The 17,530-nt window shown below is 60.0% G+C and carries 20 protein-coding genes; 12 read left to right on the top strand and 8 right to left on the bottom strand.

The features are described from left to right. The first annotated feature begins 71 nt into the window (after positions 1-71). The 3 genes from dctA to ACYP2A_RS06880 all read left to right on the top strand — a co-directional run bounded on the left by dctA (position 72) and on the right by ACYP2A_RS06880 (position 2,761). Positions 72-1,394, top strand: a complete 1,323-nt coding sequence (gene dctA / locus ACYP2A_RS06890; RefSeq protein ID WP_459743912.1) for a C4-dicarboxylate transporter DctA — start codon at positions 72-74, stop codon at positions 1,392-1,394. A gap of 97 nt (positions 1,395-1,491) precedes the next feature. After that, the gene (locus ACYP2A_RS06885; protein ID WP_459743911.1) at positions 1,492-1,983 is read left to right on the top strand and encodes a GNAT family N-acetyltransferase; all 492 of its coding nucleotides are present in this window, start codon (positions 1,492-1,494) and stop codon (positions 1,981-1,983) included. Positions 1,984-1,999: 16 nt separating this feature from the next. Then, the gene (locus ACYP2A_RS06880) at positions 2,000-2,761 is read left to right on the top strand and encodes a sulfite exporter TauE/SafE family protein (RefSeq protein ID WP_459743910.1); all 762 of its coding nucleotides are present in this window, start codon (positions 2,000-2,002) and stop codon (positions 2,759-2,761) included. Here ACYP2A_RS06880 and ACYP2A_RS06875 read toward each other — a convergent pair. Then, positions 2,739-3,356 carry a LysE family translocator gene (locus ACYP2A_RS06875; RefSeq protein ID WP_459743908.1) on the bottom strand — a complete coding sequence of 206 codons (618 nt, stop codon included), beginning with the start codon at positions 3,354-3,356 and terminating at the stop codon, positions 2,739-2,741. The genes ACYP2A_RS06880 and ACYP2A_RS06875 overlap by 23 nt on opposite strands. A 102-nt stretch (positions 3,357-3,458) precedes the next feature. On the opposite strand from ACYP2A_RS06875, the gene ACYP2A_RS06870 reads away from it, so the two are divergent. Next, on the top strand, positions 3,459-4,340 hold the full coding sequence (locus ACYP2A_RS06870; protein WP_459743907.1) for a LysR substrate-binding domain-containing protein: 882 nt from the start codon (positions 3,459-3,461) through the stop codon (positions 4,338-4,340). A gap of 22 nt (positions 4,341-4,362) precedes the next feature. Here ACYP2A_RS06870 and ACYP2A_RS06865 read toward each other — a convergent pair whose 3' ends face one another. Together ACYP2A_RS06865 and ACYP2A_RS06860 are read right to left on the bottom strand one after the other, a co-directional pair. Further along, positions 4,363-4,602 carry a hypothetical protein gene (locus ACYP2A_RS06865; RefSeq protein WP_459743905.1) on the bottom strand — a complete coding sequence of 80 codons (240 nt, stop codon included), beginning with the start codon at positions 4,600-4,602 and terminating at the stop codon, positions 4,363-4,365. Beyond that, positions 4,592-5,380, bottom strand: coding sequence for an MlaA family lipoprotein (locus ACYP2A_RS06860; protein WP_459743904.1), 789 nt, complete (start codon positions 5,378-5,380; stop codon positions 4,592-4,594). The genes ACYP2A_RS06865 and ACYP2A_RS06860 overlap by 11 nt, the downstream gene beginning before the upstream one ends. A 169-nt stretch (positions 5,381-5,549) precedes the next feature. On the opposite strand from ACYP2A_RS06860, the gene ACYP2A_RS06855 reads away from it, so the two are divergent. Together ACYP2A_RS06855 and ACYP2A_RS06850 are read left to right on the top strand one after the other, a co-directional pair. Continuing rightward, a complete protein-coding gene (locus ACYP2A_RS06855) occupies positions 5,550-6,260 on the top strand; it encodes a response regulator (RefSeq protein ID WP_459743903.1) in 711 nt (236 codons plus the stop codon). Beyond that, complete coding sequence (locus tag ACYP2A_RS06850; RefSeq protein WP_459743902.1) at positions 6,257-7,612, top strand: ATP-binding protein; 1,356 nt, start codon at positions 6,257-6,259, stop codon at positions 7,610-7,612. The genes ACYP2A_RS06855 and ACYP2A_RS06850 overlap by 4 nt, the downstream gene beginning before the upstream one ends. Positions 7,613-7,625: 13 nt before the next feature. Here the strand turns inward: ACYP2A_RS06850 and ACYP2A_RS06845 are convergent, their stop codons facing one another. From ACYP2A_RS06845 to ACYP2A_RS06825, 5 genes are all read right to left on the bottom strand, one after another. Beyond that, the gene (locus tag ACYP2A_RS06845) at positions 7,626-8,666 is read right to left on the bottom strand and encodes a GGDEF domain-containing protein (protein WP_459743900.1); all 1,041 of its coding nucleotides are present in this window, start codon (positions 8,664-8,666) and stop codon (positions 7,626-7,628) included. A gap of 182 nt (positions 8,667-8,848) precedes the next feature. Beyond that, positions 8,849-9,292, bottom strand: coding sequence for an HIT family protein (locus ACYP2A_RS06840; RefSeq protein WP_459743898.1), 444 nt, complete (start codon positions 9,290-9,292; stop codon positions 8,849-8,851). 7 nt (positions 9,293-9,299) lie between these two features. Continuing rightward, positions 9,300-9,629, bottom strand: a complete 330-nt coding sequence (locus tag ACYP2A_RS06835) for a DHCW motif cupin fold protein (RefSeq protein WP_459743897.1) — start codon at positions 9,627-9,629, stop codon at positions 9,300-9,302. Between the two features lie 70 nt (positions 9,630-9,699). Then, the gene (locus tag ACYP2A_RS06830; RefSeq protein ID WP_459743896.1) at positions 9,700-10,575 is read right to left on the bottom strand and encodes a DMT family transporter; all 876 of its coding nucleotides are present in this window, start codon (positions 10,573-10,575) and stop codon (positions 9,700-9,702) included. Positions 10,576-10,729: 154 nt separating this feature from the next. Continuing rightward, positions 10,730-11,647 carry a LysR family transcriptional regulator gene (locus tag ACYP2A_RS06825; RefSeq protein ID WP_459743894.1) on the bottom strand — a complete coding sequence of 306 codons (918 nt, stop codon included), beginning with the start codon at positions 11,645-11,647 and terminating at the stop codon, positions 10,730-10,732. A 124-nt stretch (positions 11,648-11,771) separates the two neighbouring features. On the opposite strand from ACYP2A_RS06825, the gene ACYP2A_RS06820 reads away from it, so the two are divergent. From ACYP2A_RS06820 to ACYP2A_RS06795, 6 genes are all read left to right on the top strand, one after another. After that, positions 11,772-12,530 carry a 5-oxoprolinase subunit PxpA gene (locus ACYP2A_RS06820; RefSeq protein WP_459743892.1) on the top strand — a complete coding sequence of 253 codons (759 nt, stop codon included), beginning with the start codon at positions 11,772-11,774 and terminating at the stop codon, positions 12,528-12,530. 94 nt (positions 12,531-12,624) lie between these two features. Beyond that, positions 12,625-12,870: an acetyl-CoA carboxylase gene (locus ACYP2A_RS06815; protein WP_459743891.1), complete on the top strand. Its 246-nt coding sequence runs from the start codon at positions 12,625-12,627 to the stop codon at positions 12,868-12,870. A gap of 11 nt (positions 12,871-12,881) precedes the next feature. Continuing rightward, complete coding sequence (locus ACYP2A_RS06810) at positions 12,882-14,255, top strand: acetyl-CoA carboxylase biotin carboxylase subunit (RefSeq protein ID WP_459743889.1); 1,374 nt, start codon at positions 12,882-12,884, stop codon at positions 14,253-14,255. Continuing rightward, the gene (locus ACYP2A_RS06805; protein WP_459743887.1) at positions 14,252-15,124 is read left to right on the top strand and encodes a 5-oxoprolinase subunit B family protein; all 873 of its coding nucleotides are present in this window, start codon (positions 14,252-14,254) and stop codon (positions 15,122-15,124) included. The genes ACYP2A_RS06810 and ACYP2A_RS06805 overlap by 4 nt, the downstream gene beginning before the upstream one ends. After that, positions 15,121-16,095: a 5-oxoprolinase subunit C family protein gene (locus ACYP2A_RS06800; protein ID WP_459743886.1), complete on the top strand. Its 975-nt coding sequence runs from the start codon at positions 15,121-15,123 to the stop codon at positions 16,093-16,095. The genes ACYP2A_RS06805 and ACYP2A_RS06800 overlap by 4 nt, the downstream gene beginning before the upstream one ends. A 111-nt stretch (positions 16,096-16,206) precedes the next feature. After that, positions 16,207-17,529, top strand: coding sequence for a purine-cytosine permease family protein (locus tag ACYP2A_RS06795; protein WP_459743884.1), 1,323 nt, complete (start codon positions 16,207-16,209; stop codon positions 17,527-17,529). Position 17,530: the final 1 nt, after the last annotated feature.

The following is a 17,530-nucleotide window of genomic DNA, read 5'->3' as shown; positions in this document are numbered from 1 at the left end:
GTGCAGCGGCCGCCTTGTAAGAGGCGGCCGCTTTTTGCCCTCTACACAAAAACAAAACGAGGTGCGACAACATGGAAAAGTCAGGATCACGCTGGTATGGCCAGCTCTATGTGCAGGTGCTGATCGGCATCATCATCGGCGGCATACTGGGCTACATCGAGCCCGGCTTTGCGGCCAAGCTGCAACCGCTGGCCGATGGCTTCATCAAGCTGATCAAAATGCTGCTGGCGCCGATCATCTTCGGCACCGTGGTGGTCGGCATGGCCAAGATGGGCAGTATCAAGGAGGTCGGGCGCATCGGCGTCAAGGCGCTGATCTATTTCGAGATCCTTTCGACCATCGCGCTGGTCATCGGCCTGGTGGTGGTGAATATCGTCAAGCCCGGCGTCGGCATGAACATCGATTCGGCCAAGCTCGATGGCAGCTCGATCAGCAAATACACCCAGGTCGCCCATGATCAGGGCGGCACCGTGGATTTCTTCCTCAATATCATTCCCAGCACCTTTATCGATGCCTTCGCCAAGGGCTCGATGCTGCAGGTCATTCTGCTGTCGGTGCTGATGGGCATCGCCCTGGTGCAGATGGGGCCGGTCAGCAAGCCGCTGATCAATATCATCGACCTGCTGCTGCAAGGGCTGTTCAAGATCGTCGCCATGGTCATGCGCCTGGCGCCCATCGGGGCCGGCGCGGGCATGGCGTTCACCATCGGCAAATACGGGCTTGGCACCTTGCTGTCGTTGGGGCAACTGCTGATTGCGCTGTACATCACCACGCTGGTGTTCATCGTGGTGATTCTGGGTACCGTGGCGCGCTGGTCCGGCTTGCCGCTGATGCAGTTCTTGCGCTACTTCAAGGATGAAATCCTTATCGTGCTGGGCACCTGTTCCACCGAGTCGGTGCTGCCGCGCATGATGGCCAAGCTGGAAAAACTCGGCTGCGAGAAATCGGTGGTCGGCATGGTGCTGCCCACCGGCTTTACCTTCAACGCCGACGGCACCTGCATTTATCTGACCATGGCCGCGATCTTTGTCGCCCAGGCCACCAACACGCCGCTGAGCTTCATGGACCAGTGCGTGCTGCTGGGTGTCTTGCTGCTGACTTCCAAGGGTTCGGCCGGTGTGGCGGGCGCAGGTTTTGTCACCCTGGCCGCGACCTTGACCACCATCCATACCATCCCGCTGGTGGGTCTGGTGTTGTTGCTGGGCATCGACCGCTTTTTGAACGAAGCGCGGGCCGTGACCAACCTGATCGGCAATGGCATCGGCACCATCGCGATTGCCAAGTGGGACAACGCCTTTGACCTTGATGCGGCCAAGCGTGAAATCGCCGCGCTGGACAGTGATAAGGCCAAGGCGCCGCAAGCGGTGCCGTTACCGGGTATCGACAAGGGCTGATTGCACAAAGGGCATGGGCTGTCGAACAAACCCAGTGTTTGGCAGCCCGTCTTTGTCTACCATGCGCTCTTCTCCAGACTGTCCGGATCACCCTGAAATGCCCGCGCCCAGCTTTCGCACTGCCACCCCGCTTGATGCCTCCCGTTGCTACCAGATCGAAATCGGCGCCTACGAAGGTGACGAAGCCGCCACCCAGGAAAAGATCGCCACGCGCATCGCCCTGTACCCGCAGGGCTTTCTGATCATGGAACTGGAGAGCCAGGTCATCGGCTTTATCAACGGCGGCTGTGCCCATGAGGTGCAGATGTCCGACGAAGCCTTCAAGGAGCTGGTCGGCCACAGCAGCGAGGCGCCCAACGTGGTGATCATGTCGGTGGTCATCGATCCGGTGCACCAAGGCAAAGGCTACGCCACGCGGATGATGGCGCAGTTCGTCGAGCGCATGCGCGCGATGGGCAAGCAGAGCATTCACTTGATGTGCAAAGAGCGGCATGTGCCGCTGTACCAGCGCATGGGCTATGGCTATGTCCAGCCGTCGACCTCGGACCACGGCGGCATGGCGTGGCATGAAATGCTCATGCAACTCTGACGGCAGGCTATCGAGCGTGGATTCGCTGCTGTTGATCGTGATCCTTGGCGCAGCCCTGGCAGGCTTCGTCCAGGGCTTGTCGGGTTCCAATTTCGGTCTGGTGGCCATGGCCGTCTGGGCCTGGGTGCTGGACCCGACATTGACCGGGCCGCTGGTGGTGTGTGGCTCGCTGACCGGGCAACTGCTGGCCGCCGGCGCCTTGCGCAAACAACTGGACCTGCCACGGCTGTGGCCAATGGTCGCTGGCGGATTGCTCGGCGTGCCATTGGGCGTCGTGCTGCTGCATCAGTTCGACCCGGTTCTGTTCCGTCTGCTGGTCGGTATTCTGCTGGCGCTGTGGTGCCCGCTCATGCTGTTCGCCAGCCACTTGCCGCAGTTGCCGGGCGACAGCCGCGTGGCCAATGCCGGCGTCGGTGTCATCGGTGGCATCATGGGCGGGCTGGGCGGTTTGACCGGACCGGCCCCTGCGTTGTGGGCCGTGCTCAAGGGCTGGAGTCGCGACAGCCAGCGCTCGGTGATTCAAGGCTTCAACCTGGCGATGCAGGCCACGACCATGGTCACGTACCTGGTGTCCGGCACCGTCAGCGTCCAGGCGTTTGCCTTGTTTCCCGTGGTGATCGTGGCGGTGTTGCTACCGACCTTGCTGGGCGTGCGGCTGTATCGCGGCTTGAGCGATCAGGGTTTTCGTAAGGTGGTGCTGGGCTTGCTGGCGCTGGCAGGGTGGGTGTTGATCGGGCAGGCGTTATTACAGCTGTTCAACGTCCCAGGCCCGGCATGACCAGGCAAGCGCCCAGGCTGACCAGCGCAACACCAATTACCTTGTCGACGATAAGCTGTTTTTCCAGCAAACGCTGGCGCAGCGCGTGGGCCGAAAAGAACAACGCGACTAGGCTGAACCATGCCCAGTGCGACACCGACATGAAGGCGCCATAGGCGAAACTGGCGCTCAACGAACTGTTGGCTTGCACGACCTGGCTGTAAGTCGCCACGACAAACAGCATGGTCTTGGGATTGAGCGCGTTGGTGAAAAAGCCGCTTCTTAAGGCCTCCCATGCACTGGGTGCGCGGCCGCTGGCCTCACCCACAGTCAAGACGGTCTTATTGGTGAACGACTTGATGCCGAGATAAATAAGGTAGCCGGCGCCGAGCACTTTCATGCTCATTAACAGCAGCGGCGATTGGCTGATGATCATCGCGATACCGAATACGGTGTAAAGCACATGAACCTGAACGCCACAGGCGATACCCAACGCGGCCATCAGGCCACTGCGCCGGCCAAACGCATAGCTGTTGCGGGTCACCATGGCAAAGTCGGGGCCAGGGCTGATCACCGCCAGAACCGTAATTGCAACCACGGCCAGTAGTTCGTTCATGAATGTTCTCCGACCGGATGAAAAAGTGCGCCAATAATGGCGAGTTGATGGTGTCTGGGGAAACGATTTATAGTCCATGAAATCTGTGAAAAATCATCGACCATGAACCTACCGCCGCTGGCAGCCTTTCGTTTCTTTAACGTTGCTGCCCAGACCCAAAGCTTCGTCAAGGCCGCGCAGCAATTGCACGTCACTCACGGCGCTGTCAGCCGTCAGATAAGACAGTTGGAAGAGGCCATGGGCGTCGAATTGTTCGAGCGACGCAACCGGGCGATCTTTCTCAATGAGGCAGGACGCCAATTGCACAGCGTCACCGGTCCCTTGTTCAATCAGCTCGAAAACGTCGTCGATCGACTGCAACGCGAAGCACGTGAAGACGTTCTGGTGCTGTCATGTGAGCCGACGATTGCCATGAAATGGCTGATCCCGCGCTTGCCAGCTTTCAATGAGGCGCATCCCACTGTGCAGGTCCAGTTATTGACCGCTGGAGGGCCTATCGATTTCGCCCGCAGCGGTGCCGACCTCGCGATTCGCCGTGATGACTTTCACTGGGATGAGTCCGTGCACAGCGTCAAGCTGTGTGATGAATGGATCGGCCCGGTGTGTACGCCGTCCACCGTTGCCGATAACCAACCGTTGCAAGGCGCACGCCTGTTGCGCAGCAAGACACGCCCAATGGCCTGGGACAGCTGGCTGCGTCTTGGCGGGGTCACGATGGCCGATGCGCTCTGGACCGACTATGAACACTTTTACCTGTGCATCCAGGCGGCAACGGCGGGGCTGGGAGTGAGCATGGCCTCGTTGCTGATGGTTCAGAGCGAACTGGAAACCGGGCAGTTGAGCGCGCCATTTGGCTTTATTCGCGATGGCTCGACCTATTGCCTGTTATCGCCCCGGCCTTTTGAGGAGAGCCCCAAGTGCCGGGTATTCCTGGAATGGGTGGCGGCGCAGATGAATGCCTGTGTCGAGCAGGTTCTGCAATAGCAGCCTGCCAGGCACAGGCGGCTCAAGTCAGTTGCTGCCCGGTGCTGACCATCCAGCGGATCAAACTGGCCAGCGGCACACGGTGATGTTGAACCGAGCACCACGCCGTGTGCTCGTCGCGGTATAGCTCGACAAAGCGGCTCAGCATGACGTGCTGACCGTCATCGGCGAGGCGCAGCTCGATTTCGCGACAGTGCAATGAAGCCGGGCAGGGCGTTCGGGTTCTACGGTGCAGAACCAGCGCATCGTTGCTATTGGTCATTGTGCTCACCGTCGGGGCAGGTCGATGGGGTCTGAGCGATGGCTCCTGACTTGCCTTCCAGTACGAAGCTGGCGCGCTTGTGCGCCACTGTGTCGCGTACGGCCAGGTAGTAATCAGGGTACTGGCGCAGATGGTCAGTGATGGGCAACGCCTCGGCGCGGCCATCGACGATGCCGCCGACGGTATTGATGGTGCCCAGGGTTTCGACGGTATCGCTGTTGCCGCCAAGCGGGTTCAGCGCAAAGCTCAGCAACTTGCCGGTCCCGTCTCGCACGTTGGCGGTGCCGAATAGGGGCAGTTCAATGATGGGGCCGCTGGCGATGTTCCATACCCCGAATGTCTGGCCGAAGTCGGCGCTATGACGTGCGATGCCCATTTTGCCCGACACGTCGATCAGCCCGACGACACCGACGGCGGTGTTTATCACGAAGCGCCCGAATGTAGTGACCGAGCGCTGGCCGTTGCCTTGCAGCAGATCGTTGATGAAGACCTTGGGCTCACCGAAGTTGGCGACAAAGTTATGAACACCGGTCTGGAAAAAGACCGGCAAGTGCTTGTAACCACGGGCAACCGGGGCCAGGGCGTAGTCGTCCACGGTCCGATTGAAGGCGAAAATGCCGCGATTGAGCGGTTCTGCCGGGTCATGAACGTCGTAGCTGATGGGGTCGCAAGGGCCCACCGATGCCGGCGGCGCGCTTGCACAACCGCTGGCGATGACAATGACGAAACCGGCTAACGTGAGGCGAACGACAGGCGAAGTGCGTTTGATAAGTGGCATGCAGGGTCATCTCGGCAAGAAGTGTGGGCGATCTTGCCTGCACTTTTTTGCCTGGAAATTTCCGCTTTATTGCGCCGTGGTCACTTTATTGCTCAATTGAAATATATGACGTAGCGTCCGGAATGATTTTAGATAGGCACTTGCGTATCCATCAGGCAGCGAGTCCCTTGTGAGCCATCTATTACTGGTCGACGATGACCTTGAAGTTCTCGCCCTCTTGCAGAAGTTTCTGCAACGGCATGGCTACCGTGTGGAAGTTGCCACCGATGGCCCGTCGATGTGGCGGGCCGTTGAGCGGCGGTTGCCGGACCTGATCATTCTCGATGTCATGCTGCCCGGCGAAAGCGGGCTGGTGCTTTGCCAGCAACTGCGCACCCGGCACAGCGTCGCGGTGATCATGCTGACGGCCATGGGTGAGCTGAGCGACAGAGTCGTCGGGCTGGAGCTGGGTGCTGACGATTACCTGACCAAGCCCTTCGACGCCAGAGAACTGCTGGCCAGGGTGCGCGCAGTGCTCAGGCGGACCGGGGAGGTTGTCGCGGTGTCGAATGACTCATCGCGTACCGTGCTGGAGTTCGCCAATTGGCAACTGGACATCGCCCGTCGCGAACTGCGCTCGCCGGAAAAAGTCATGATTCCCCTGTCCAGCGGAGAGTTCGAGCTGTTGTTGGTGTTTACCGAGCACCCGCAACGTGTCCTTACGCGCCAGCAGTTGCTGGATCTGGCGCGGGGAGAGGCTTACGAAGCGTTCGATCGCAGTGTCGATGTGCAAGTCAGCCGGCTGCGCCGCAAGCTTCAGACCGACAATGCCAGTGAACCGCTGATTCGGACCCTGCGCAACGTCGGCTACCTGTTCAGCCCCACGGTGGTGAAACGATGAGTTTTTGGACTCGTGTTCGAGCCAGGTATGAGCGTCCGCATGACACGGTGGCGCGCTGGATTGCTTTGACCACCATGATGGCGATGCTGACGTCGCTGTTGCTGTATGGCGTTTTCAGCCTGCTGGCCGGTGTCTGGGCGCGTCCGCCTATTCTGCAGACCGGCTTGATGGAAAAGGCCGCCACCATCACGCGGATCATCAGCGCCGCTTCCCTGGCTCAGCGGCCCGACATTGCGCGAGCCGCCAGTGACAAGACCTTCAACGCCCAATGGTTAGCGCGCCATGAGGACGCCTTGTTACCTGAGACCAACGAGCCCGGCTTCAATGAGGGGCAGCAAATGCTGCGTGACTTGCTGGACATGCCCGACGCGCAGGTAGAGGCTTTCGAGCCGGGCGATTGGCCCGCGCAACAGGCCTATCGCCCCTATGTGTTGATGATCCAGCTACCTGACCGGTCCTGGATGCAGTATTCGGTGCAGACGCGTAAATGGGGGCTGGATCCGCTGCAACGCAACCTGATCGTTATCGTGCTGGCGCTGTTATCGACGGTGGTCGTAGCACTGATTGCTACCCGGCACCTGGCGCTGCCCCTTGAGCGTTTTGCCGAAGGCGCCAGGCGCTTTGGCAAGGATTTCCGCGCGCCGCCCATCCCTGTGGTCGGGCCACACGAAATTCGTCAGGCCATCCTGGCGTTCAACGCCATGCAGGCTCAGATTCAGCACTTTCTCAATGACCGCACGCAAATGCTGGCCGCCATTTCCCACGACCTTCGGGCGCCGTTGACCCGCATGCGCCTGCGTGGGGAATTTATCGAAGATGCCGCGCAGCAAGCCCGGTTGTTCAGGGATGTCGATGAGATGCAGGCAATGGTCAACAGCGCCCTGGACTTCTTTCGTGATGAGGCCCGGCTTGAACCGGCCACTGCATTCGATCTGGCGGAGCTGTTACTGACGGTGATTGACGACTTCAAGGATGCAGGCATAGAGGTTTCATTCAATGGCCCCAGGCGTTTTGTCTACTGCGGACGTCCTAACGGGATTAAAAGAGCGCTGACCAATCTGGTCGACAACGCGATCAAATATGCGGATCAACCCGGCGTTCGATTGATAACGGCCGGTGAATACGTCGAGATTTACGTGCTCGATTGCGGGCCGGGCATTGCCATTGAGCACCATGAGCAGGTGTTCGCTCCCTTCTATCGCCTCGAAGGATCACGCAACAAGAACACCGGTGGCGTCGGCCTGGGCTTGTCGGCCGCACGGGCGACGGTGCTTGAGCATGGCGGGTCGATCACGTTGCGTAATCGGCGTAGCGGGGGGCTGGAGGTTAAAGTGAGGTTGCCGTTGAGTTGAGCAACTTCCCCCATCAAACACTCAGCACCACCTGCTCCGCCATGGCATAGCGGTTCTTGCCCTCGCTCTTGGCCTCGTACAGTGCCAGATCGGCGCGGCGCATCAGGCTGACCATGGATTCTGCGGGTTCAAGTTTCGCCAGCCCGACACTGATGGAAAGGCGCGTACCGAGCAACTGACTGGAGTTGACGGCATCGACAATACTGCTCGCCAGTTGCTGCGCCAGCGCAACGTCTGCTACACGGGCGACCACCGCAAACTCTTCACCGCCCAGACGGGCAATGTTATGGCCGTGGCTATGATCGTTGAGGATCCTGGCCACTTCCACCAGTACCCGGTCGCCGACATCGTGGCCAAAACTGTCGTTGATCTTCTTGAAGTCGTCGATGTCGAGCATCAGGAAAAACAGCGGCGCAGACCCGGTATTGTTGGCCAGTGTGGTGGTCAGCCGCTCCATGAATGCGCGTCGATTGGGCAGCCCTGTCAGGGTGTCGGTGTAGGCCATGCCGTGCAGTTGGCGCTGCAGATCGAATACGTTCTTGCGTATCCGGCAAAACGTCATGCACACCAGTGTGGCAACCAGCAGGCTCGCCACGATCAGGATCAGCGTCAGGGCGAAGTCCAGTTGCCGCTCAAAGTCCGGGTTAACCACGTAAAACAAGGTCAGCCAGATAGCAGCCCCGGTACTGAAGGCGTGCCAGGGTTGAGCGTGCATGGCCGAAACAGGCAGGCTCAACACCAGGCCAATGGGCAAGAACCACACCAGCGGGTTGCCAATGGCAGTAGAAATTGAGCCCAGCCAGGCGGTGCATGTACATAACAACAGCAAACCGCTTAGCCATAAATGATGCGTGGTGCGGGCCCGCCAGGTCAGCGCACAGGCAGTGGCGGCGACCAGAATATAAGCATAAAGCCAGGCGGATACGTCCTGGCTCGCGCTGGCCAGCACCAGAACCAGCGAGCAGATGGCCGTCGCCATGATTTCACTTGAAATCTTCAGTGGACGTAACTGAGCAAAGGAGTTCTGCTCAAGACTTTCTTCTGCTGCATGCATTCTTTACGACCTCGCCCGATACCGGGTCGCGATTTATGGCGCCCCAGGCATCTGCTCTCAAAACAGGGTATGGCGATGGACGTTGCTCTGTCACAAGCCGTAACTACTGATTACCACGGTGCGTGCGAGCATGCTAGTTAACAGATGTTTCGTCTCGTGGTTCAACGCATAAAAAATCCGATCTAGCCGGCGCTGGACGCACTCAATATTTCGGCAATTCGCTTACGCAAATCGCCATGTAAAGCCTCGACGTAGGGTGGCGTTGTTTTCCAGTCGTAGAACCATGCGGGCATCTTGCGTTTTTCGTCAGGTTCGCTGGCATAGCGAGGAAACAGGTGGCAATGCAGTTCAGGCTCTGAGTTACCCAGAATCTCATAGTTGATCCGGATCGCTCCTGTGACTTGCAAGACAGCATCGCCGATGCGCGCCATGTCGAGCAGGTAAGTGGCTCTGGCGGCGTTGTCCAGATCGTTGAGGCTGGGCACGACAGGGTCAGGCAATAACAGGCAGTAACCCGGTAGAAATTGCACATCGCCCATCACCACCCAGCCTGACGCTACCCGGCAAATAACCTTATCGTTGGCACCGATGCGGGCAAGCGTCACACGTTGTGAGATCAGAGACATGCTGTATTCAGTCCACGATAAACAGTCTGGCGCCGGTGGCAGTGGACGAACGATGTGCCTCGGCGTTATCGGCGACCTGATAACTCATGCCAGCGGTCAGTGTAAATAACCGGCCATCCTCAAGTTCGGTGTCGAGCTGGCCTTCCAGGCACAGCAGAATGTGCCCCTTGTGGCACCAATGGTCGGCCAGATAACCGGGCGTGTATTCGACCATGCGCACCCGTATTGCGCCGAAGTTGCAGGTACGCCAGTACGCCGTGCCGGTGTCGCCCGGATGCGCAACGGCTTCAATCTTCGACCAGTCGGTGGTGCCAAAGGGGATGTCGTTCAGGTTCATGGGAGCCTCGCAGAGTAAGGAGCCAGAACCGTACCGAGGCGGCACGCGGGGCGATAGATACAGACCGGTATTATTTCCTTGATACAGCATTTTCAAGCGCGGCTGGGTCGGGCGCTTCGGTCACGGCTGAACGCGTACGCCACTCACTCAACAACAAGCCTGCCAGTATCAGTAGAGCGCCCATCGCCTTGGCCTGGGTAAACCGGTCGCCGGCCAGTAAATAGCCAAAGATGCCGCTGAACACCGGTTCACAGATCAGGATCAGGGCCACTTTATGCGGCGACACGGTTGCTTGTGCGCGTGTCTGAACGTAATAGGCCAACGCAGTTCCGAACAGTGCGATGGCAACTATGTTGACGAGCGATGTCGTTGAAGCTGGAATTGAAAACTCACCGGTCATCAAACTCCAGGCCAGCGACAGTACGCCGACGGTGGCCAGTTGCAGAAACGCGAATACTTGCGAGGGTGCCGAACTTTCAAGTGTCGACAGCACTACGATATGCACCGCAAAGCCAAGCGCGCAGCCCAGCACAAGCAAGTCGCCGTAATGCACGGAGAAGTCTTCAAGGCTCAGAAAACCCAGGCCCACCAGCGCAATGGCGGTACCCAGAACTTGCCTGGAACCCGGTCGGCCGTGACCTGTGAAGTACAGGATCAGCGGGGTAAATACGGTGCACAGTCCGGTAATGAAGCCGGCGTTGGACGGTGTGGTATAGGCGACGCCGGTTGTTTGTAGCGAAAAGGCAATAAACAGCACCAGGCCAGCGCCAAGACCGCCCAGCCAATCCTTGCGCCGCAATGCTGGCAGTGTCGTGAATGCAAAAGGAAATAACAACGCAGCGGCAAGCAGGAAGGTCAGCGCATTGAATGTCGATGCACTGACAGTGGTCAGGGCTTCATGCTTGGCAACAAAGCTCCAGCCCCATATGGCAGTAACGCCGATCAAGGCAATGGACCAGCCGGTATTACGAGACATGACAACTCCCCAGGCTGACGTTTATACCGAACGCCAGGCCAGAAAGTGTATGCAGCGGTACCCGAGGTGCAGAACGATAATAGTGAGTATCGAGTTTGGCAAGCGGATGGACTTTTACCGGTCTTCAACGTCGCGCGAAATGCTGTTGAGGCGCCAGAAAGGCATCGTGAAAATAATTACGAAACGCCTGCATCGCCGAACTGAATTCACGTTCGCGGTGCCACGCCAGGCCGACGCTCATGGGTGTCACATGGTCGGTGATGGTCAGTGTTTCGATGCGCTTGCCTTCCAGCGACCAGGGACGGTGCACCAGATCCGAGAGGATCGCCACACCGCTGCCATTGGCAACCATGCTGCGCACCGCCTCAACCGAACTGGTGCGCACCCTGACATTGGGTTGCTGGTGCGCATGTTCCCAATAACGCATGGCGCTTTGTTCGGCTTCGTCGACGGTCAGCAAGATATACGGCTCTTTGGCCACATCGGCGAGGCTGACCGCCGAGCGTTCGCACAAGGGATGATGGCTGGGCAGCCATAGCCGGCGCTCGGAGTTGAACAGCGTTTCAGAGACGATATCGGGGTGAGTCAGGTTGGCAGTCAGGACCACGGCCATGTCGAATCGACCTTCGAGCAGGCCTTGTTCGATGGCTTGGCGTTCCTGTTCATGAACTTCGATGGCGACGTCCGGGTGCCAGTGTTCAAGCCGCAGTAAATGGTGCGGCAGAAAGTAGCCGATTACCGTGTAGCTGGCCGCCAGACGCAACAAGCCGCTGGCGCGGATGTCCGGTAGCGGGCTGTTCAAGGCGTCATCGACGCTGCGCAATATCACATAGGCCCGGTTCAGAAAGTGCCGCCCGGCATCGGTCAGGCTCATGCCCTGCGCCGAGCGCTGAAACAGCAGGGTGCCGATAAGGGCCTCCAGTTCCTTGATCGCCGTGGTCACCGCCGACTGGGAAATATTCAAATGCAGCGCCGCCTGAGAGATCTGCCCGATCTCGGCGGTGGCGACGAAATAGCGGACCTGTCGCAGGGTCAAAGACATGAACACTCCAGACAATGGGGTATCTGTTTTTCAGAAGATAGCCCCTCTGTTAATAGATCTTCCCAAGGGGCTTGCGGAAATCTAACGTGGCCTGCATGAAGTCACAAGCGTCGGGAGCAGCGTCATGCAGGCAGTAGATTTCAACTCGGACATGGGCGAAGGCTTCGGCCCATGGACCATCGGCGATGGCGTCGACAATGAGCTGATGGGCTTTATCAGTTCGGCCAATATCGCCACCGGCTTTCATGCTGGCGACCCCGGCACCATGCGTCGCACTGTCGAGCAGGCCAAGCGCCTGGGCGTGGCTGTCGGCGCGCACCCCGGGTTTCGCGATCTGGTGGGTTTTGGTCGTCGGCACATCAATGCCCCGGCCCAGGAACTGGTCGACGACATGCTTTACCAGTTAGGCGCCTTGCGCGAGCTGGCCCGGGTTCAAGGTGTAGCGTTGCAGCACATCAAACCTCACGGTGCGCTCTATATGCACCTCGCCCGAGACGAGGAGGTCGCCCGTTTGCTGGTGGAAAGCCTCCAGCGTCTGGAACCTGAGTTGTTGCTGTATTGCATGTCCGGTTCAGTGATCTGCCGGGTGGCCCAGGCGTTGGGCCAGCCGGTCATTCGTGAGTTTTACGCCGACCGCGAATACGACCTCAGTGGCTCCATTGTCTTTACCCGCAACGTGCACGCCTACGATCCGCACGATGTCGCGGCGCGGGTGCTGCGTGCCTGTCAGCAAGGCCTGGTACGTACGGTGGAAGGTCAAGACCTGGCGATCGAATTCGATTCCATTTGTCTGCACAGCGATACGCCCGGCGCCCTGGCGTTGGTGACCGCCACACGCAGCGCACTGGATGGCGCTGGAATCAAGGTCCGCGCACCGCGCTGACAACACACCGGAACCACTGGCACACAGACGCCAGGGTTTGCACACCGATTCATTTTTTGCCTGCCTTTCTACAACTATTTCAAGAGGAACAGACATGGCCGAACACACCGTTATCACCCCATTGCCCGGAATCTTTTACCGTAAGGCCTCGCCGGAGTCGGCGAACTTCGTCGAGGTCGGCGCGCAGGTCGACGCTGACACGGTGATCGGTCTGATCGAGGTCATGAAGCAGTTTTCCGAACTGACCGCAGGCACGGCCGGCCGCCTTGGCACCTTTATGGTCCAAGACGGTGATCCGGTGGAGCCGGGTCAGGTCATCGCCACACTCGACGCCGCGTGAGGGCCGCGATCATGACTCAAGGCATTGGTAAATTACTGATCGCCAACCGTGGCGAGATCGCAGTGCGGATCATCCATGCTGCCAAAGCGCTGGGGATTCCGACCGTCGTGGCGTGCAGTGAAGCCGACGTCGAGTCTCTGGCCGCGCGGCTGGCGGACGAGGTGCACGTTCTTGGCCCGGCCCGCGCCGACAAAAGCTACCTCAACATCGAGGCGCTGCTCAACGCCCTGAAAAGCACAGGCGCCGACGCCGTGCACCCAGGTTATGGCTTCCTCTCGGAAAACGCCGAGTTTGCCGCCGCCGTGATCGCCGCCGGGGCGGTTTTCGTGGGGCCGGACCCGGAGACCATCCGCCGCATGGGCGACAAGGCCGAAGCGCGGCGCACCGCACAGGCGGCGGGCGTGCCGGTAGTACCTGGCTCGCCCGGTGAGCTGTTCGACGTGGAGTCGGCGCTCAAGGCCGCCGAGGCCGTTGGCTTTCCTTTGTTGATCAAGGCGTCGGCCGGTGGCGGCGGGCGGGGCATCCGCCTGGCGCAAAACCCCGAGCAATTGAGCGAAGAGTTTCCCCGTTCACAGCGCGAAGCCCAGGCGGCGTTTGGCAATGGCGCGGTGTATCTGGAGCGCTTTATCAGCAAGGCGCGGCATATTGAAGTGCAGGTGCTGGGCGATGGTCAGCACGCGGTGCACTTGTTTGAGCGTGAATGCTCGCTGCAACGTCGGCGGCAGAAAATCTTTGAAGAAGCGCCCTCGCCAGCACTCAGCCAGGCGCAACGGGACAGCCTTTGCGCCAGTGCCGTGCGTTTGACCGAGTTGTTGGGCTACAAGGGCGCTGGCACGCTGGAATACCTGTACGACGATGCTACTGGCGAATTCTTCTTTATCGAAATGAACACCCGCATTCAGGTGGAACACCCGATCAGCGAGCTGATCACCGGCATCGACCTGGTTCAGGCAATGCTGCGCATTGCCGGTGGCGAGCCACTAGGGCTTAAGCAAAGCGACATTCAACTTAACGGCGCCGCCCTGCAAATGCGCCTGAATGCCGAAGACCCGGCGCGCGATTTCTTTCCCGGCCCAGGGCTGGTCAATGAGCTGGTCTGGCCGCAAGGCGAGGGCATTCGCGTCGACACCCATCTGTATCAAGGCTACCGCGTGCCGCCCTACTATGACTCGCTGCTGGCCAAGCTGATCGTTCACGGCGCCGATCGTGCCGAGGCGTTGGCCCGTGCGCAAATTGCCGTGCAGAACACCACGCTCACCGGCATGGCCACCACCCTGGCGCTGCAAGGCCAGTTGCTCGGCCAGCCGTGGCTGCACAGCGCCGATTTTCACACCGGCACCCTGGAAACCTGGCTGGCCGAGCGCCGCAGCGGAGGTCAAGCATGAGCAACCCCATCCGTTACAGTTTTGGTGCCGATGAGCATCTGTTTGCCGAAGTCAGTGAATCCATGTCGCTGGAGGCGTTCTTCAAGGGCATGGCGGTCACTCGGTCCATCGAGCGGCTGGCCCTGGATGGCGTGCTCGATGTGTGCCTGGCCAATGCGTCATTCCAGATCCGCTTCGACCCGGATCGTATCGCCCCTCAAGCCTTGCTGGACGCGGTCAAAGGCGCCGAAGCCGAGGCCGTCGCCGAACGCACCTTGCAGACGCGGATCATCGAAATCCCAGTGCTCTACAACGACCCCTGGACCCACGAAACCCTTATGCGCTTTCGCGACCGTCATCAAGACCCCGATGCCACGGACCTGGAATACGCCGCGCGCATCAACGGCCTGGCCGATGTCGAGGCATTTATTGCGGCGCACAGCGGCGCGCCCTGGTTTGTCTCGATGGTCGGCTTCGTCGCCGGGCTGCCGTTCATGTTCCAGATGGTCGAGCGCGAGCGTCAGTTGCAGGTGCCCAAGTACCTGCGCCCACGCACCGATACGCCAAAGTTGACCCTGGGTCATGGCGGCTGTTTCGGCTGTATTTACTCGGTGCGCGGGGCGGGGGGTTATCAGATGTTCGGCGTGACGCCCGCACCGATCTACGACCCGCAGCAACGCCTTGAGTACCTGAAAGAACACATGGTGTTTTTCCGCCCCGGCGACATTGTGCAATTCAAACCGATGGAGCGTGAAGCCTACGACCAGGCGGTGGCGGAGGTAGACGCCGGGCGGTTTGACTTGCGTATTCGCCCGGTGAAGTTCTCGCTGGATGCGTTTTTGGCTGACCCTGTTGGCTATCCCAAGTCGTTGCAGGAGGTGCTGGCATGATCAAAGTACTTAAACCCGGCCTCGCCACTTCGGTTCAGGACCTGGGACGCGAAGGCTATTACCACTTGGGCATTCCGCCTTCCGGCGCGCTGGACCAGTACGCCTTGAGTGCGGCCAATCAATTGGTCGGCAACCCGGCAGGCCTGGCCGCGCTGGAGTGCACGCTGCTCGGGCCGGAGCTGGAGTTTCAGCAGGACGCGCTGGTGGCCGTTTGCGGTGCGCACATGACGCCACGGGTCGATGGCGTGGAAATGCACCCTGACACGGCTTTCACGGTAAAGGCCGGGCAAGTGCTGCGTTTTGACTTTCCCAGAGCCGGTGCGCGCACCTATGTGGCAGTGGCCGGTGGCATTGATGTGCCCATCGTGCTTGGCAGCCGCGCCACGTATGCGCTGGGCGCACTCGGTGGTTTTCAGGGCCGCAGGCTGATGGCCGGTGATGAGCTGCCGGTAGGTGTCGCCAGTGGCAAGGGGCGTGAAGGGGCCAGTCTGCCGATGGCGTTACGGCAATCGTTGGGCGGTGAAGTCACCCTGCGGGTGGTGCCGGGCCTGTACGACCACCGGCTGACCGAGTCGGCGGCGAAGCTGTTCTTTGCCGAGCCATGGACCGTGGGTTCAGAAGCGGACCGCATCGGCTATCGGTTCAAGGGCGGCAGCGCATTGAGTTTTCAGCCGCGTGAACAGCCCTTCGGCGCCGGCTCCGATCCATCGAACATCGTCGACAGTTGCTACCCGATCGGCTCGATCCAGGTGCCCGCCGGCCTCGAACCGATCGTCTTGCACCGCGATGCCGTCTCTGGCGGTGGCTACGCCATGATCGGCACGGTGATCAGCGCAGACCTGGACCTGATCGGCCAGATGCAGCCCAACCAGAAGGCGCGCTTTGTGGCGGTTACGCTTGAAGAGGCGCTTGAAGCACGGCGTTCCTACAAGAAAAAGCTCACCTGCCTGAGCAAGCTGTTCTCCTCCTGATTCTGCCCGCCGCATCGCGCGGGTTATGCCAAACGCTAAGCCAACACTGTACTTCGGTGCGGTGACGGCTGCCCGCGCTTCAACCTTTGACTGGTTCTGGAGTTCACGCATATGGCTGCTTTATCGCAATCGAGTCAAACCGGGCAAGACCCGGCGCATCACCCGGTACCCGAGTCTGCCCGCATGGGGCGGCTGTCGCTGACGATGGCGTGGTGGGCGGTGTGCAGTGCGATGTTCTACATCGTGGTGGGCGCTTCATTGGCGCTGTCGTATGGCGCGCGCAACGCACTGATCGGCATGGTCCTGTCGGTGATCAGCTATGGGCTGGTCAACGGCGTGCTCAGCCGTTTCGCGATTCGCAGCGGCTTGTCGGTGGCACTGTTTTCGCGGCTGCTGTTCGGCAGTACCGGGGCGAGCCTGGCGACCTTGATCTTTTTTTCCACGGCGATCTACTACGCGGTGTTCGAAGGATCGGTCATCGCTGTGGCGCTTAATCATCTGTACCCGCAACTGCTCTATCCGCTGGCCGCACTGGCGGTGGTGCTCTACAGCGTGCCGATGATACTGGGTAGCGTTCAGCACTGGCTGGACAAACTCAATGGCGTGCTGCTGCCGGTGTATCTGGGCGGTTTGCTGGCGGCGGTGGGGCTCTCGATCAGTCGTTATGGCTATCAGCCACAATGGCTGGATTTCGGCCCGGCGGCGCCCAGTGCCTTTGGCTGGTGGGATTGCTTCGTGGCCTACATGGGCGTCTGGATATTGATGCTGTTCACCTTTGACTACGCACGTTTTGGCAAGCCTGAGGACGCCGGGTATCACGGGCGCTGGAACTTTGGCATGCCGTTCTATGCCGTCACGTTCCTGCTCAACGGCGCCGCCGGCATCTATCTGGTCAGCAGCATTCCCCACGAAGGGGCGTTGAGCGAAGTTTCTGTGGTCATGGCGATTCTGCAACTGATGGGGCTATGGGGATTGTTGTTTGTCTGGGCCACGCAAACCCGCATCAACACCGCCAACTACTACCTGGCAACCTTGAACATGCAGGCGTTCTTCGGCCGTTTTGGCCTGCGTGGTTCGTACCTGATGTGGGCACTGGCGGTGGGCGTGATCGTTTACGGCCTGATGCTGGCGGATGTGTTTGCCTACCTGCTCAAGGCCCTGGCCTATCAGGGCATATTCGTGGTGGCGTGGGTCGGCGTGGCTTTGGCGCAAATTCTGTACGGGCGCAATGACGTGGCGGCGTTCGAACAGGCCGCAGCCTTCAATCCGGTAGGCCTGACCGCCTGGTTCGGCGCCACCGCCTTGGGCCTTGCCTTGATGTTGGCGGCCGGCACGCTGAGCAGTTTTTCTGCGCCGGCGACCGTGATCTGTGCGTTTGCCCTGCAAGCAGGCTTGTCGCGCCGAAGCGCGTTACGGTTGCAATCGGCAGGGTAGG

The organism is Pseudomonas sp. 3A(2025), assembly GCF_054589175.1.
This window is presented reverse-complemented; position numbering and strand designations above follow the sequence as displayed.

Coding starts and splice junctions, on each gene's coding strand:
- dctA (WP_459743912.1), top strand. CDS start 72: ATGGAAAAGTCAGGATCACGCTGGTATGGCCAGCTCTATGTGCAGGTG.
- ACYP2A_RS06885 (WP_459743911.1), top strand. CDS start 1,492: ATGCCCGCGCCCAGCTTTCGCACTGCCACCCCGCTTGATGCCTCCCGT.
- ACYP2A_RS06875 (WP_459743908.1), bottom strand. CDS start 3,356: ATGAACGAACTACTGGCCGTGGTTGCAATTACGGTTCTGGCGGTGATC.
- ACYP2A_RS06870 (WP_459743907.1), top strand. CDS start 3,459: ATGAACCTACCGCCGCTGGCAGCCTTTCGTTTCTTTAACGTTGCTGCC.
- ACYP2A_RS06865 (WP_459743905.1), bottom strand. CDS start 4,602: ATGACCAATAGCAACGATGCGCTGGTTCTGCACCGTAGAACCCGAACG.
- ACYP2A_RS06860 (WP_459743904.1), bottom strand. CDS start 5,380: ATGCCACTTATCAAACGCACTTCGCCTGTCGTTCGCCTCACGTTAGCC.
- ACYP2A_RS06850 (WP_459743902.1), top strand. CDS start 6,257: ATGAGTTTTTGGACTCGTGTTCGAGCCAGGTATGAGCGTCCGCATGAC.
- ACYP2A_RS06845 (WP_459743900.1), bottom strand. CDS start 8,666: ATGCATGCAGCAGAAGAAAGTCTTGAGCAGAACTCCTTTGCTCAGTTA.
- ACYP2A_RS06840 (WP_459743898.1), bottom strand. CDS start 9,292: ATGTCTCTGATCTCACAACGTGTGACGCTTGCCCGCATCGGTGCCAAC.
- ACYP2A_RS06835 (WP_459743897.1), bottom strand. CDS start 9,629: ATGAACCTGAACGACATCCCCTTTGGCACCACCGACTGGTCGAAGATT.
- ACYP2A_RS06825 (WP_459743894.1), bottom strand. CDS start 11,647: ATGTCTTTGACCCTGCGACAGGTCCGCTATTTCGTCGCCACCGCCGAG.
- ACYP2A_RS06820 (WP_459743892.1), top strand. CDS start 11,772: ATGCAGGCAGTAGATTTCAACTCGGACATGGGCGAAGGCTTCGGCCCA.
- ACYP2A_RS06815 (WP_459743891.1), top strand. CDS start 12,625: ATGGCCGAACACACCGTTATCACCCCATTGCCCGGAATCTTTTACCGT.
- ACYP2A_RS06810 (WP_459743889.1), top strand. CDS start 12,882: ATGACTCAAGGCATTGGTAAATTACTGATCGCCAACCGTGGCGAGATC.
- ACYP2A_RS06805 (WP_459743887.1), top strand. CDS start 14,252: ATGAGCAACCCCATCCGTTACAGTTTTGGTGCCGATGAGCATCTGTTT.
- ACYP2A_RS06800 (WP_459743886.1), top strand. CDS start 15,121: ATGATCAAAGTACTTAAACCCGGCCTCGCCACTTCGGTTCAGGACCTG.
- ACYP2A_RS06795 (WP_459743884.1), top strand. CDS start 16,207: ATGGCTGCTTTATCGCAATCGAGTCAAACCGGGCAAGACCCGGCGCAT.